This window comes from Paenibacillus sp. NPDC055715 (assembly GCF_053617595.1).
In genome coordinates, this window is sequence record NZ_JBSHGA010000022.1 from 9,381 (window position 1) to 24,067 (window position 14,687).

General features: G+C 45.3%; 17 protein-coding genes and 1 pseudogene. 7 read left to right on the forward strand and 11 right to left on the reverse strand.

All coding sequences use genetic code 11. The annotated features are described in order from the left end of the window. A partial coding sequence (locus tag ACWGOO_RS21605) for a hypothetical protein (protein ID WP_452486741.1) occupies positions 1–781 on the forward strand: 781 nt, incomplete at its 5' end. Positions 782–790: 9 nt separating this feature from the next. Here the strand turns inward: ACWGOO_RS21605 and ACWGOO_RS21610 are convergent. Together ACWGOO_RS21610 and ACWGOO_RS21615 are read right to left on the reverse strand one after the other, a co-directional pair. Then, the gene (locus tag ACWGOO_RS21610; protein ID WP_452486742.1) at positions 791–2,611 is read right to left on the reverse strand and encodes a hypothetical protein; all 1,821 of its coding nucleotides are present in this window, start codon (positions 2,609–2,611) and stop codon (positions 791–793) included. A 723-nt stretch (positions 2,612–3,334) separates the two neighbouring features. Continuing rightward, positions 3,335–4,117: an N-acetylglucosaminidase gene (locus ACWGOO_RS21615; protein WP_452486744.1), complete on the reverse strand. Its 783-nt coding sequence runs from the start codon at positions 4,115–4,117 to the stop codon at positions 3,335–3,337. 377 nt (positions 4,118–4,494) lie between these two features. Here ACWGOO_RS21615 and ACWGOO_RS21620 point away from each other — a divergent pair, with 377 nt between their 5' ends. Further along, entirely contained in the window at positions 4,495–4,881 is a 387-nt protein-coding gene (locus ACWGOO_RS21620; RefSeq protein WP_452486746.1) for a transposase, read from the forward strand. A 700-nt stretch (positions 4,882–5,581) separates the two neighbouring features. On the opposite strand, the gene ACWGOO_RS21625 is transcribed toward ACWGOO_RS21620, so the two are convergent. Next, positions 5,582–6,211, reverse strand: a complete 630-nt coding sequence (locus ACWGOO_RS21625) for a hypothetical protein (RefSeq protein WP_452486748.1) — start codon at positions 6,209–6,211, stop codon at positions 5,582–5,584. A gap of 424 nt (positions 6,212–6,635) precedes the next feature. Between ACWGOO_RS21625 and ACWGOO_RS21630 the strand changes: the two genes are divergently transcribed. Further along, positions 6,636–6,845 carry a hypothetical protein gene (locus ACWGOO_RS21630; protein WP_452486783.1) on the forward strand — a complete coding sequence of 70 codons (210 nt, stop codon included), beginning with the start codon at positions 6,636–6,638 and terminating at the stop codon, positions 6,843–6,845. Positions 6,846–6,885: 40 nt separating this feature from the next. On the opposite strand, the pseudogene ACWGOO_RS21635 reads toward ACWGOO_RS21630, so the two are convergent. Together ACWGOO_RS21635 and ACWGOO_RS21640 are read right to left on the reverse strand one after the other, a co-directional pair. After that, positions 6,886–7,083: pseudogene (locus ACWGOO_RS21635) on the reverse strand (hypothetical protein); the annotation flags it as partial. Beyond that, on the reverse strand, positions 7,037–7,480 hold the full coding sequence (locus tag ACWGOO_RS21640; protein ID WP_452486785.1) for a hypothetical protein: 444 nt from the start codon (positions 7,478–7,480) through the stop codon (positions 7,037–7,039). The pseudogene ACWGOO_RS21635 and the gene ACWGOO_RS21640, both read right to left, overlap by 47 nt. 240 nt (positions 7,481–7,720) lie before the next feature. On the opposite strand from ACWGOO_RS21640, the gene ACWGOO_RS21645 reads away from it, so the two are divergent. Then, positions 7,721–8,056 (forward strand): reverse transcriptase domain-containing protein, encoded by a 336-nt coding sequence (locus ACWGOO_RS21645; RefSeq protein WP_452486750.1) that lies wholly within the window; start codon positions 7,721–7,723, stop codon positions 8,054–8,056. Positions 8,057–8,100: 44 nt separating this feature from the next. Here ACWGOO_RS21645 and ltrA read toward each other — a convergent pair whose 3' ends face one another. The 4 genes from ltrA to ACWGOO_RS21665 all read right to left on the reverse strand — a co-directional run bounded on the left by ltrA (position 8,101) and on the right by ACWGOO_RS21665 (position 11,605). After that, positions 8,101–8,898: a group II intron reverse transcriptase/maturase gene (gene ltrA / locus ACWGOO_RS21650; protein WP_452486752.1), complete on the reverse strand. Its 798-nt coding sequence runs from the start codon at positions 8,896–8,898 to the stop codon at positions 8,101–8,103. Between the two features lie 453 nt (positions 8,899–9,351). Then, on the reverse strand, positions 9,352–9,861 hold the full coding sequence (locus ACWGOO_RS21655; protein ID WP_452486754.1) for a hypothetical protein: 510 nt from the start codon (positions 9,859–9,861) through the stop codon (positions 9,352–9,354). A 182-nt stretch (positions 9,862–10,043) separates the two neighbouring features. After that, the gene (locus tag ACWGOO_RS21660) at positions 10,044–10,667 is read right to left on the reverse strand and encodes a DUF2272 domain-containing protein (RefSeq protein WP_452486756.1); all 624 of its coding nucleotides are present in this window, start codon (positions 10,665–10,667) and stop codon (positions 10,044–10,046) included. Positions 10,668–11,380: 713 nt separating this feature from the next. Beyond that, positions 11,381–11,605: a hypothetical protein gene (locus ACWGOO_RS21665; protein WP_452486758.1), complete on the reverse strand. Its 225-nt coding sequence runs from the start codon at positions 11,603–11,605 to the stop codon at positions 11,381–11,383. A gap of 505 nt (positions 11,606–12,110) precedes the next feature. Here ACWGOO_RS21665 and ACWGOO_RS21670 point away from each other — a divergent pair. The 3 genes from ACWGOO_RS21670 (at position 12,111) to ACWGOO_RS21680 (ending at position 13,260) form a co-directional block, all read left to right on the forward strand. Continuing rightward, positions 12,111–12,497: a hypothetical protein gene (locus ACWGOO_RS21670; RefSeq protein WP_452486760.1), complete on the forward strand. Its 387-nt coding sequence runs from the start codon at positions 12,111–12,113 to the stop codon at positions 12,495–12,497. Positions 12,498–12,759: 262 nt separating this feature from the next. Next, positions 12,760–13,092, forward strand: a complete 333-nt coding sequence (locus ACWGOO_RS21675; protein ID WP_452486762.1) for a hypothetical protein — start codon at positions 12,760–12,762, stop codon at positions 13,090–13,092. A gap of 12 nt (positions 13,093–13,104) precedes the next feature. Continuing rightward, the gene (locus tag ACWGOO_RS21680; RefSeq protein ID WP_452486763.1) at positions 13,105–13,260 is read left to right on the forward strand and encodes a hypothetical protein; all 156 of its coding nucleotides are present in this window, start codon (positions 13,105–13,107) and stop codon (positions 13,258–13,260) included. A gap of 348 nt (positions 13,261–13,608) precedes the next feature. Here ACWGOO_RS21680 and ACWGOO_RS21685 read toward each other — a convergent pair whose 3' ends face one another. Both ACWGOO_RS21685 and ACWGOO_RS21690 read right to left on the reverse strand, forming a co-directional pair. Then, positions 13,609–13,743, reverse strand: a complete 135-nt coding sequence (locus ACWGOO_RS21685) for a hypothetical protein (RefSeq protein ID WP_452486765.1) — start codon at positions 13,741–13,743, stop codon at positions 13,609–13,611. Between the two features lie 278 nt (positions 13,744–14,021). Continuing rightward, on the reverse strand, positions 14,022–14,153 hold the full coding sequence (locus tag ACWGOO_RS21690; protein ID WP_452486767.1) for a hypothetical protein: 132 nt from the start codon (positions 14,151–14,153) through the stop codon (positions 14,022–14,024). Positions 14,154–14,687: the final 534 nt, after the last annotated feature.

Genomic DNA, 14,687 nt, shown 5'->3' on the forward strand with positions numbered 1-14,687 from the left:
GAAAGCAAAGGTCGAGAAATTTCGTAACTTGCTGTTCGTAAAGAAAGAAAAAGAAAATCTGGTTACTGGTGAGAAGGAAGAAGTCATCGAACCTGAACTTATGATGGTTGCTTATAAGGAAAAACAGCAGGAATATCTTGAGAGCTCCGAAGAATACCTGGAAGCCGAAATTTCCTTACTTAATGCAAAGTCGCCAGCAGACATCATCAAGTGGCGTCATATGGAAAGAAATCGTAGGGAAGCACTGAATTCTGCGCATTTCGATTGGGTCGTGGGCGGCTATAAGAATGAGGTTGAAGTAATGGCCTCATATATCGACCAGGTAACAAAGACAAAGCACAATAGTAGTGCCAATATTCACGAAACACCATTGGATAAACCTCTGCAGTTGACTGACGAGGAGAAAGCAAAGGTCGAGAAATTTCGTAACTTGCTGTTCGTAAAGAAAGAAAAAGAAAATCTGGTTACTGGTGAGAAGGAAGAAGTCATCGAACCTGGACCTTTGATGGTTGCTTACAAGGAAAAACAGCGAGAATATCTTGAACGATCCGAAGAATACTTTGAAGCCGAAATTTCCTTACTTAATGCAAAGTCGCCAGCAGACAGCATCAAGTGGAGTCAAATGAAAAAAAATCGTATGCAAGCACTGAATTCTGCACGTAGCAATTGGGTTGCGACCGGCTATAAGAATGAGGTTGAAGTAATGGCCTCATACATCGACCAGGTAACAAAGCGCAACATAGAAACCGTAAATCTAAATGGTGAACACATTACCAAATAAACACTAAGTTCACCCTATAATCGGGTCCGGCGATTTAGGTACGCGCCTACAGACAAAAGCCAGTACGGTGACACCATCGAAGTTGTATGTCGTTGTAATCGTCCCCAAATACGCCGGATCATCGATCCTTTTTCTTGTAGTTACTGTAATGTTCCTTGCTACAAGCATGCCAGTGATATACGCCGGTATCCGCCCCTTACGGGGGATACCGCCGTCAGAAACAACGGTATTATCGGGCATTTTCCAATCCCGGCTATGAAAAAAGTCAGGCCTAAACCAGGGACGATTTACCCCGACGTATTTATATTCCAAACACAACTCAACAATATCATCGTTGCCTTGATCAGCGTTGACCCCCCCCCTTAACTCATGAGGGGCTTGTTCAATCAGGCTGTCGATCTCCTCTTTAATCAAAGGAACTTTAATCCATGGTTGGCTCTGGTCGAAAGCGTCGCGGGGGTTAAAGAACGTGAGGCAGAATGGGATACCGTGGGCTTCCACATCTGCAACTTCAGCGAGATCGATGTCACTGAGGTAGTTTTGCCTGTACAAGACAGGGGATTTTTTGACCTCTAGAATGTTTCGGGTCATCTGATGAGCCTCAACCTCATTTTTGTAACCCAAGTTAATCCAATTCTGCATCGCTTGATCTTTAATATTTCGCAGCTCTGCCTCACGCACGGATTCCCAAATGTTCCTCAGCCTTCGCCCTTCCTCTCCCGCGGCATTTTCAACAGTCAACTTCTCGACCAGATATGCTTCATTGGCTTCCTCGAAAGCTATTTTATACGTGATATATACCTTTGCCTCATCCGAAGGCATAGTCGTCTTCGTACCGTCCGACTCAATCTTCTCGTCGGTCAGGAAGTTTATGGCCTCCGCCAACTGCTGCTGCTCTTCGGGCGACAATGTGCTGGCGGCAAATTCAGCATTGATCAATATATCCTTTAGTTCATTCCATAAGTACACATCCGAAGGGGAAAAGACCGGTACTCCATCCGTAGGAATCTGATTCATCATCCGTGCGAAATCGGCCTTATAGTGCTGTCGCTCCAGCGCTGTCAGATCGCTCTCTTCGTTCATGAAATCCAGTGAGCGATAGGAATACGAAAGACCTAACGGGAACGTTAAAAACCGATCTTCCATATCGTAGATCTTCTTTAGTTTCACAGCTAAAGCGAGAGAGTATTTTTCATCCATTACAAACCTATTGCTACTACCCTCAACGATCCCGTTATATATGTAACTGTGCAGATCAGCCGGGAAGTAGAAGGGGCTGATCAAGTCATCGAATGTTATGCTGACCTCTTCACAGCCATCTTCATACGTTCCGTAAATTGGATAACTCTTTTCGTAGGCGACGCGGGCTGTGCGCTTCACGATCAGGACCGCATTGGACTCAGACTGCGTCAGAGCGGCAAACAATTCGTCACGCTCGGCCAGACTGTTGAGCTGAATCGTAATCTGTAAGCCACCATCTTCGGCGGTAATGTCCCCGAAGACCAACTCTTTCTGCGCTCCTTCCGAGTCGTAGCGCAAGATCACCGTCACCTGGTGCGGCAATTCCTTCGCTTCGCGGGCGGCAAGCTCAATCTCCTTCGCCGGGTACTTAACAAGGTAGAGCATCAAAGACCAACCTGGAGGATGCTCTTCAAGTATCATGCGGTAATGCTCTTGCCCCGAAGTTGTTCGTTCGGTGGCCACCCTGTAGCGCGGCAGAAAATACTTACGGGCTGCGTCTTTAGGTTCCTCGAACAGGGTTGTGTCCCCACTCGCATATTTCGGGTAGATAGGAACGGTCATATCTTCGCGTTTTAATGGGAAAGGCATACATTCTCTCACTCCTTGAAAAGATTATAACCATATCGTATCAATTGCGAAACTCTTGGAAGTAAGCCGGCTATGACAACATTTTCTTTGAATCGCAACCATGATAATTTCCAGTTTTTTATTATTATGAGTTCTTGAAAGGATTTTTACTCTAAAATTAAATGATTTTTTTGAAATATACACCAGGCCTTATTTGAAGTCGTGGTGACTGACCAATTTGGAAAAAATAATATTGCTGAAAAAAAGTTTATACGGAAGTTCATGCATTATCCGCCTGAACACTTGTGCCGTTTAAGTCACACATGGTGAATGATATTCGGTTAAAGAAGCGACCCCGTACATCTTCCTGCACATCCATATCAGCATGTTTGCCTAGATCGGCGTCGAAATAATACGATCATGAAACGATTCGGTCGCGATGACATGGAAACGACTGATTTTCACACTTCACCGATAAAATGAAAAAAGAATGTCTCCGAAAGATCAAGACTCATTTCGAAGACATTCTTCTTTTGTATTCTGAAAAAAACGTGACTTTTTTGTTATTTTGATAGGAATTCGGGCCGCCGAACTTCTGCCTTCACATCATGCTTCTCCCTGCCCATATGAGTATACATCTCGGCTTCGGGATTTCCTAAACAGTTTTAGCAAACAATTCCTTTTATCCTCCCAACCTTTCGTCAACTTCCATTTTAAGAGGTTTAGGAGGGTTGCACAAACTATTTACATACTCGCATATACAGGTATGTCAAATTTCCATTTTGCATTTTGAAAGTTACTAAATTTTATTTTTTTAGTTTGAGTCATTGCCCACCTAACATCCGTAGCATATTGATGATGTCCTGGTTTGTCCGGACTCCATCTCATTTTATAGAGAGTATTTTGTTTGTTTTGGAAGTTATGGATATATTTTTTTGAAATCCACTCAGCCCCACCTTCTATTGCTTTTTCAGGAGTAAACCATTCCATTTCATAAGCCATTTTTTTGCCTCCAGTATTGGGACCAGAATCAAACGCGCCAATACCATACATGTTATAAACTCTTTTTCCGTTATATAGAATTCCTTTTGCTAATATACTTGTGCCGTTTCCTGTCTCCAAAGCCGAATGTGCAGCTAAATAAACTTCACTAATATTGTGTTGTTCAGCAGCATCTAAGTAAATCTTCTCTTTTCCTGCTAATATACCTTTATCCATTAGATAGGATTTCATGGCTTCCTCACTTATTCCTCCAGATGCTGATAGATCTAAAAACTGAAATTTGGAGTCGCCATCCATGTGGTTTTTAGGATCCAAGTAGTACATTACTTCTTCTTTAGTAGCATCCCTAAATTTCCCGTCTTCCCTCATAGGTGCTCCATCATCCCATATTTGAGGAGGAGCCTTATGAGGAGGATCTTTCAGCTTCATCTGTTCAGCTAATGCTTGTAATAAAGTTATATTATATTTAGTAAATACTTCCCCAACATCTTCGTTGAGATCCGCATCATCTCTTGTCAAAACCATCGAATAAACAACTCCTCCATGAAGCTCGTATCAGGACGGACTGGCTTGATTCCAATCATTCCCATAACGGCATTAGTGGTTTCATTATGGCTTGGTTTCGGTTTCAAGGCAAATCTGCTAGTCGATGCAGACTGTCAGTATATTCTTAGTGGCTTATGGAGTTCGGCGAATTTGAATGACCAGCGCATGGCGGTTATCCTTCTCAAAGGCCTGCTCCTGAAGTTTCCTATGTTAAACGTAAAGCATATATTGGGAGAGAAAGGGTACGACTGTGCGGCCATCTACCAGTTGATTCATTCGTTAGACGCCTATCCTACGATTCCAATGATTCACCACAAAGAGCCGCCCAAGGGAATGAACTCGGACTACAATCCCGTATGCTCACAGGGGCACATACCTATCGCTACGACAGTTTTGATGCCAAGTACGAAACGCTGAAGTATACCCAGCCGATCCAGTGCAAAGACTGTCCACTTTCCGGTTCCGGCTGCCAAAAGGTGTTTAAAATCCGCATACAAACGGATTTACGCAAGCACACCTATTCCGCAAGATGTAGCGAGAGCTTTACAGAACTGTACAAAAAGCGTACGGCGGTGGAGCGAGTTTTTGCATATCTTAAAGAGTATTTCGGCATGAAACGTACGCGTCACCGCGGCGTCCGGGCAAGTGTTGATTTCCAGCTCAGTACACTAGCTTACAATCTCAGCAAGTTTGCGCTAGACAAGTTAAACCAGCGGTTGCGCAACTCCCAGCAAGTGGCCTAATTTTTTAAAAAATGACCTTAGATTTTGGCCGAGTCTTGCTATTCAGCAAACTGAATTATGAAATTGACTTCGTTCTCGGTATTAAGACCTTTATTCCAGATTATAGCTGGTAATATTTTGTTTTAATATTTGCACATGACTGTTATGTCAGTAGAACTCAAACCAACGACAATGTCTCCGTGTGTCTCTTTAGAAAAAAATCATTGGGTTGCATTGCTTCCATTTCTATTCTTTACTACAATATCACCTTCTTGCGGTCTCACCTCATCAATAGCGAAAGCCCAAAAGGGATTAATGGCACTACTCATTTGTCGTTTAATCTTGGCGGGCGCAGTATAGCGCCAATGTGCGGCCGGACCGAATTCATCCCGATAATTTTGTTCGTTATGAACTTTGCCAAAACGCCCTCTTTTTAGATTCTGGGAGGGCACCAGGGGCCGAATTGGTATATCCAGTACGGCATGGATATCGGAGCCGACGAGGGCATCCAGTTATACGCGGCATTCGACGCCCACATCACTAAGTTCCAACCGCACAACCCGGCACAGGACAACGGCCCGGGTGTACGGCGCGCAAATTTTCATGCGCGCCCCGAACGACATGATGGGCGGCTTCTACACGCTTCTCACGGACGTGTCGGCTGGTATAGCCTCCAGAACTATGGTCTCCCGCGGCAACCTGCTCGGCCGAGTGCATCGATCTACGGCAATTGGCTCGCGATCTCTGTTGGTATGTCCTCCGAGTCCCACGCGAGACTATCGCCGGGAATGACGCCCTCGACTTCTTGGATCTTGTTTTGCATGACCAACATCTGGTCGTCGGTCAGGTCGCCGATCCGAGTATTCACCGTAACGCCCTCGTGCGTCAAAGCCGCAATCACCGCTTTGGCGTATTCGACCGGGTCATTTCCGTCTGACGCGGGGGCGTATTTCTTGAATCCGTCCAAGATTGACAGGTCCACGTAAGCCGGGCTGCGCAGCAGCAAGGCGATCGCGTTGAATCCATCGCTCCACGTCGGGAAGATCAAGAAGTTGTGCCAGTTGAACTTGCCGGGATACTGCCCGAAGTCGGGCCCGCCGGATCGGCCTGTGATGTTCCCGGGGTTGTTGTTAAGCCACGCGAAGCTGCCTTCGTAGTTCCGCATGTGCGGGCGCCCACGCGCGATTTCATCGGCGTAGACCACGTAATTGTAGATATCCTTCCCGTGGTCCTGGTAATCGTTTGGATCGTGGGGATTCGAATCCGGGAACCAAAGGGCCCTCGGGATGTTCTGGTCAAGTGAGATGTTGCCATTCCAGTACCAAACATGGTCGCCTAGTTCGAGCGTCATTATGCTGCACCTCTCTCACGGTGGTCTTTTGCTTACGGTAATTAAGTCGTGTGGTACTGCGCCGGTTTCGTGGGCATCCTCTTAGATAGGAATTTTGCTTTTTTTATTCAGCGATAACACAGTATATTACTGCCCGTTAAACATAAAATTTAATCCAAAAACCGTACGTTGGCAGATATTGAACAGCTGGGAGAATATATCTTCCTGCACGAATGCCACCGACTCATAAAGGAGGCAATGGTAAACAAAGAACTTTAGGTATTCCTACAGTCCGAGACCGTGTTATACAGATGGCGACGAAACTGGTTATAGAACCGATCTTTGAAGCGTATTTCTAGGAATTCTCGTATGGATTTCGCCCAAAGCGGAGCACGAAGTAAGCGCTTGAACGCATTCGGAAAGCATCAACCGCAAAGGCAATTGGGTGATCGACGCCGACATCCAAGGCTATTTCGATAACATCAACCAAGAAAAACTCATGAAGCTGGTAGAAATGCGAATCAGCGACAGTTGCATCTTGAAGCTGGTACGGAAGTGGTTAAAGGCAGGGGGCACGGATGAAGGAACAGTGAGCGCCCAGATTTGGGAAACGCCGCAGAGTGGAGTTTCGCCGGATTGTCTTCGTGAAGCATGATGTGAAAGTCTTGATGTCGTAAGAAATGAGTTAGAAAGTTGACGGAACGAAGTCTCCCTTTCGCCTCAAATTGCCAATTCCCTTCCAAGATAAATGATGCATCCCTTTTATCTAAATCTGTTTCGATTGGGGTGAGCTCCCCAAGAAAGTCTCTGTGACGGATGTAGTCATTGGGCCAAATATCCGGCGATCTACGCAAGCGCTCGGGGGGAATCATACCCGAAAGCTGTCGTACCATCACCGCTCCCAAAACAGGTGAAGCCGGACCTAGAAACACTATCCTTGTTATCTGTTAACGTTTCTACGGCCTGCACGGCGTGGAGGCTTTCCCAGCGCGGTTGGCGACCTTGGAAGAATGATTCTCCCTGTTGAAATCCTCCCACGTAATTCCCACCACTCGTAACCCAGGCTCGCTCGACTGCCTGAACCATCTGGAGATAGCGAGGCTCGCCAGTTTCCTGGTAAAGAAACGCAAAGATATGGGCGCACGCTTGGTTCATCGCCGGAGCGCCGGCCGCGTCAACCGGATTGCCGTCGTCGATAAAAAATCGATAGAAGAAGTTCGCGGCGCGAAGGCAAGCTTGCATTGCTATGGCGTCGCCGGTTTCACGATGCCAGAGATAAAGTCCGAGCATGCAGTGGTACTGCCCCCACAGATCCCATAGCGGTTGATTCCTACACTCCCTGCTAGTCATCCGTTTCTAGAGTAAAAGACTGGGCAAAACCCAGCCTCTCCTCATCAAACCGTACGTGAGGTTTTCCCTCATACGGCTTTCCGATGTTTGTCATTCATGGGCATGCAGATTACAACAGCGTTTTTAGTCCATGTTGACTGGCGATATACTTCACCTCAGATACTGAACCCATCCAGAGGGTTGACGAGGTATGCAGACGATTTTGTAGTGGTCTGCAAAACCAAAAAGGACGCCGAGCATGCGTATGAGCTCATATGCAGGATCATGGAACGTCTGGAACTAACCCTACACCCAACCAAGACTCGTATTGTAGGCCTGTGGACAGGAGATGAGGGATTCGACTTCTTAGGAATGCATCACCGGAAAACAAAAGCAGAAACGTCGCAAGGAAAAGTGTACTATACCACACAGCAGTGGCTAACCAAGAAAGCAGAGGAACGTATACGAAAGGTAGTTAAAGAAAGGTTAGCCCCTCCGAGCATGCGTCGTAAACCGTTCGTGGAGCATGTCAAGTGACTCAATCCAAAGATTCAAGGATGGAGAAAGTACTACTACACGGACTATAGCCAAAAGAGATTAGCGAAGAAGAGACAACGTAGAAAATGGACTCCACTTCCGTGTTTCTCCCACAGTCGGTCAAAGTAGTTCAGATAGATGTTCGCCAGAAGCAGTGAAATGACTCCACCTTGCGGCGTGCCTAGATCCGAGCGCCTGATCGTTCCTTCTTCCATCACTCCCGCTTGAAGCCACTTCCGTATTAATTTGAGTATCCGCCTGTCGTTGATGCGCATCTGCACCAATTTCATGAGCTTCTCTTGATTAATATTGTCGAAGTAACCTTGGATATCGACGTCGACCACCCAATTCCCTTTGCGGTTGCAGGCTTTCCGAATTCGTTCCAGCGCTCCTTTCGCACTCCGTTTCGGGCGAAACCCGAAGGATACCTCCTTAAAATCCGCTTCAAAGATAGGTTCAATCACCAGCTTCACTGCCATCTGTATGACTCGGTCGCGCACGGTAGGGATGCCCAGCGGTCTTTGCTTCCCATCTTTCTTCGGTATATAGTGCCGCCGTACAGGCTGCGGATGGTAGTTGCCTTCCTTCAACGCTCGTTCGCAGTCCTTGAGGAAGCTCATTTCTCCTTGTTCCTCAATATCTGCGAGCGTCACGGCATCTACACCTGCCGCTCCCTTATTCCCTTTCACTCGTCTCCATGCTTCGCAGAGCACATCTCCACGGTAGACTTTGTCATACAGGGCATGGAATTTACGCTTGTTGTTTTCCTTGGCCGCATGACCTAGCTTTTCTTGGAGTTCTTGAACTTTTTCCTTTGGTGTTGTTAGCCGTTTGGCATTCACTCACTCGTACCTCCTCCAATAGCATAAACAAAGCAGTGCTCCTTCCCTCCCCAAGGTTATGTTGTCCCTAGGTTCTTCGGTACTATGGGCCCCTCGGACTCCCTTCCCACAGACGGTTCATTTTGTCTTCTGGACTTATAGAGCGTCTCTTTACGGGTTTCTAAAAAAAAATCCGTGTGGGGGAGGGTCTCCCAGTTCACTGCATCCTCTTTCAGTCCATGCCGCTTCCTTTACACCGGAGGATTCTTCGCTACCGTTCCAAGTTCCAAATAGCTTCCTTGGCCTTCGTCCAACTTCACGGGACTTGGCTTCCTCTCTTTCCTCTTGCGAGACCTTTTTAACGACGCGGCAGGATTCACTTGATGTTGCGGCCTGGATTGTCGCTTGCCCTGTCTCTGACAGGTACTTCCGTCGATACGCTTTTACGTACAGATTTCGCCATACGCAAGTATCCTAGCTACGCAGGGGCTTTGCCCCTCCTGCGACCGGACTTTCACCGGCTAGAAGATGCGTGCTTAGCTGGGCACGCTGAATGCTCAAAAGGCCCAGATAACCGTCAGGGGCTTGATAACGATTCAGCTCATCGACGAAGCTCTGAAGGGTTTCGCGTAGATGGGGGTCGCGTGAAATGCGGAATCCCATTACGCCAGAGGTCAAGTATTTGCCAGCGAACTCTCCCGACCACCATAGAAGGCGACAGCTCGGATCACCACCTGGTTTATCACGATCCCGAAACATTTCTACCATCGACGGATTGGCGATGGGCGCGACCATCAGCCAGTTGCGCTGATTGGCCTCCAGGCGCTCGCCCATCACTCCACCAAACTGAAAGAGGGCGTGAACTGGCGAGTCCAATTGCGGGACAATCTGTATAACTTTTTTCATTGTCTTTTTTGCTTCCCCCTCATATAATCGCTTTTTCCATAACGAATGGCAGAAGCTTCGTCGGCTGCAGGGAGGCACGACAACCGCACTGGCCCTTATGCAGGAGTTCATCTCGACATGAATCGGGAACCACACGAAGCATAAAGTATGTACAAAATGGCCTGAATGGTCCAGTGGTAAGAATAAAATTTTCAAATTATCACGCCCAGAGTATCCGATGTCACTGAAGATAGGGTTGATGTTTGCTCTCCACAGATCCGCTATATATTGATCCGGACAATTGCAAAATGAGAGTTTGCTCCATCCGTTGAATATACAAATCTATTGTCATTGAGCGGGAAAGTTTTTTGATTAACAGTATCTGATACGTTTCCACCGATGACTGTTATGTCAATAGAACTTACACCAACGACAATGTCTCCGTGCGTCTCTTTAGAAAAAAAATCGTTCCAGGTCGCACCACTTCCATTTCTACTCTTTACTACAATATCACCTTCTTGCGGTCTCACCTCATCAATAGCGAAAGCCCAAAAGGGATTAATGGCACTACTCATTTGTCGATTAATCTTGGCGGGCGCAGTATAGCGCCAATGTGCGGCCGGATTACCGAATTCATCCCGATAATTTTGTTCGTCATGGACTTTGCCAAAACGGTCGCCTCCGCCGGCCTGTGTGATAATCCACGAGATAAAGGCAGAACTCCAAGCGCTCCCTGGAATTGTTATATAGTCTGGAACAGTTACACCTTTATAAACTCCTTGTTCCCAATATTCACGTATCCGCACTTGCATATCATTTTCCTTTTTGGTTCCTCTATTCCACGTTACTTCGAATTCCTGCTTTGCAATACTAATCATTTGCTGCCTTACGCTTTCCCAGTTCATGTTTATCTACTCCCCTGTATACTAAGAGCAGCTCAGGATTAGTTGACTTCATACCGGATCTTAAGTTGCTCTTTTTAGATTCTGTTTCTTGAAAGGTAACTAAATGTTACTGCTTCGTACGGTGGATGTGGACGTAGCCCAAGCGAGGGCACGAGAGGCGAGTGTTTTCCAGTTGTAATATACCCGATCCGTCCACCATAAAGCGTCAATATGTCATTCCCTACGCCCGCGTTTCCAGCGCCAAGTACCACCGTACCCCCTGTTTCTCGGTTCAAATCTGTCGCAGTCCGGACAAATGTACAACGCTTGTCCTACATATTCCCGAATTTTCAAGCAGCTCTGGGAACCGGTCTATAATGCCGATGGCCAACTGTAGCGTCCGCCCGCATTTGTTCTGCTCAAACAGGAATCTTTCCTGCCCGGTATTCAACTGCAGTCTGAGAGGATTCGCTAGTTCCCATAAATCAATTGATCACCATCACACGCCAATGCTTTGCATTTGTTCTGCACCCTGAAAATTTTCTCTAGAATTTGCAGCACCTGAATCATCACTTAATTAAGTCCGAAATATTGCTTACAGTGGATTCATCGTCGCCAGCTTGTTAGCCCTTCCTGATCGTTAAGAAAGATGCAATCTTTTGCCTAACTGAATTTAGTGGAAATCCACCACACGAGCCACATGAATTTTTATGACTGTTCTGTTATAATACAACTCATTTAATAAGTTCAGCGGAATATATCCAACAACCATTTTCTTCCCCTCTAACCATAATGGTTTGTCCTTCATAACTAGAGAGGTCAATTTGAGCACTTTCGGGAGTTTGAGCGGCTTGCATGGATATTCTTGTTAATCTAACTGTATTACACTCAATTGGTTCTCTCTGTCTAATGTGAAACTCTCCGTTTTCTACAATCCCTTTATATTGATTTTCGATCATGTTTGTAATCCTCCTTAATTTTTTTAAAAACGAACAAGATTATTTTTCACAGTATTAGGGATCATATTCATTGCGCATAGATCCAAAAATTGCATAGTCCTTTAAAAGTCATTGTATAGAGGGATTCAGCCAACATTTTAACGGAAATATACGTTAAGGATGGTTTTTGCTTTGCGGCGCGGTTTTTAACTACTCGAAATCATGACCACTAAACATCATTAGCGGTCATCAGTCAGTCGGAGATCGGCTTGTTACGTCCGTAAAGGCCGTCAGGAACGGGACGAATGCGTGTCCGCTAATGCTAAGCGTATAAAACTGCCAAAATGTTGGCTCTAAACCATAGAGTAATTGGAAAGTATACATTTTGAATATGGTATGAATTATGGTACGGGAGTAAATATTCTTAATGGATCTGATTTCTGGAAAAGGCATCATTCCTGGCAACATAACTGATCCTGCGAATGGGAGTGGGCTTCTGTTCCACTTGGTTTAAGGAGACGGATATATGCAAGTGAAAATTTTGTTTGGCGGAGAAGGTTTCACATACGAAGGCTTGGGATTGTCTTTTGCTGGTTTTAAAATCTGGACTGATGGACCACAAGAATTTAGGGGTTTCACCGGTGTAACGAATGAAGCCCTTATAGGTGCTGCAATTATCGAAACCCCCGTCATCGAATTGGGCGACCTTGGTGAAAATAGAGAGAGAAAGTTCCGGAATCTTCATGGAAAAGTTGGGTTTGTTAAGATTGAGCCGAATACATTCTTTATTGATGGCGGCATCGTAATAGTCAAACTAACTATTAAGGAGCAAGTTGGTGGTACTCTTGTGGAAGACAGCATAGAATTGTCGCAGAAAATTGTCGTGGTGCCTCAGCTACGGCAGGGGCAATAGAATTCACAATGAAGCTAAGCTATTCCAGTTGCTCGAAAATGAATGGGACCTTTTTGTCTCATACATCCCATAATATATTGTGGATTGATTCAATTGCTAATTCTGAGAAGTAAGTAGATATTGAAAAAAAGGTAATCTTATTGAACAGTTTGAATGAAATCTTATCGTTTGGAACGAACTTTAAATTAAAACTGACGAAGGCGACAGCAATGATAGCCGCGGCAACTAGTCCCTTGAAGGGACTAGTTTTAGGGAGGTTCTTATGTCCAAAGAAATTTCAATTTATGGGCAGGTACACGGATATGAGCGGACACCAATTCATATGATCAAAGTGTGTGTATATCAAGATGAGCATAATGAAGTGTCCAAGACTTACACTAATGAAGAGGGCAAGTATCAGCTTTCCGTACCATCTGGTACAAGAATTACCGTGCGTTTTGATACGCATGTTGGGGAGGAAACATTTGCAAGAAAATGGCATCCGTCTGTGGTTGCAAACATAGAAGCCAAGGAAGACCTAGAACTCAATCGTTTTCTAATGCTTGTTGGCACGACAAACGGGCTTACAGCTGAAATTGATGCGCTCACTGCCTAGCAGTTCTGTGCCATGTGGACTGCTAAGCAATCGAACTGGGCGGGTACCCCGGAATATGCCAAGTTGGCAGCTTCTCGTCTGTCACAAATGAAAGTATCTCTGCGTGAACTTGATGAATTCCGGGAAAAGCAAAAGGAATTTTTCTTAAAATGGGCTGAATCTTCATGATGCTACATTGCGGTCCGAATTTGGACAGTAATACGGAAGTGGTCTATTTAGAGAGAAAAATGAAAGCCGACAATTATTGAATACCTGATGTTTTCGGTTCAAAGACGTAGCGGCCATCGTCGAACGGGGTTTCTCGTTTTTCAAGCAACATCGGTTCAATAAACATTAAAAACACCTCTAGTTCCATTATAGCGCGCAGCTATAGCGTACAGAGGCGGTATATCTTTGATTTATTTCCGGAACTAATGATCGGAAAAGCCCCGTAGCGTTTCTGAAACCAACCTGAACTCGTATAAGATGATAAGCATATACCCCCGACTTACATAGCCTTGGGGTTTATCTGCTATCTCACCTGTCTTCTCCCGCTGCCGACCGATGCGTTACATAGTCTACGACGTCTGGCGAATCGGCAGGCTTCTTCGGCTCTTCGCGCTCGGCAATCTTCAGCGTTTTCCTTACCACGGCCCCGGCTGCGTATTCCAAGACATCATCAAGGGATATGTGATCGATCTCTGCTGTCCGAGAATTATGGAGGTAAACCAGCGTCTCCATTCCGGCGACTACTTTCGGTAGAACTATCCTGCCCGTTAGCGTAATGAAGCACCCGCCAGTCTAATTCTTTATTTTCTCAGTCTACAACTTTATTTTCCAAGTCTAACACTTTATTTTTCAGTCTAATACTTTATTTTCTTTGGACATCTAAACTTTGAAAAGCGTACAAAGTTTGCTAATAGGATAGTCTTTCGCAGCTTTATCAGTGGTTACATATTTGCGTGCTTCATCTCCTGTATCCAGATTTTCCAAAATCTTTTTAGCGTGTCGTTTTCCCGTTTCAGCTCCTGCACATACCTATCCTGATCGACATACTCCTTACGCCGTCTTCGCTGGTCCATGAGCCCAAATTCACCGAGTTGCTTGTATTTGCGCATCCATCTTTTAATCGATGTCGATTTGCGATCCCGAACTTCTTCATGAGTCTACGATACGTCCAACCTTCTTCGATATGGAGCTGTATGGCCTCTACTTTGGTTTCAAATGTATACTTGTTAAATTTTGTTCCCTTTTTCGCCGGCATAACAAATGTATCCCTAGATTTCATCGGATAAACCAGGGGGTTATTCCAATGTCTATTCTAAGGGGTGCACTTCAAAGTATCATCGATCCTTTTCAAATATTTACCAATAAGAGGTGTTATTAATATTTAGCACACAATTTTATTGTCTGTAGACAGAAAATAAATAAAGTCTACGGGAGCTTAATACAGGTAAATTCAAGTACCTAAAAAACCGGTCATCCTAAACTAGGACAACCGGTTTTAAAACATCAGGAACCAACTATAATGTTAAGACACCAACTATAATGTCAAAGTACTAACTATAACGTAAAGGTACCAACTTTAATGTAACTGAACAACCATTTGTATCAAT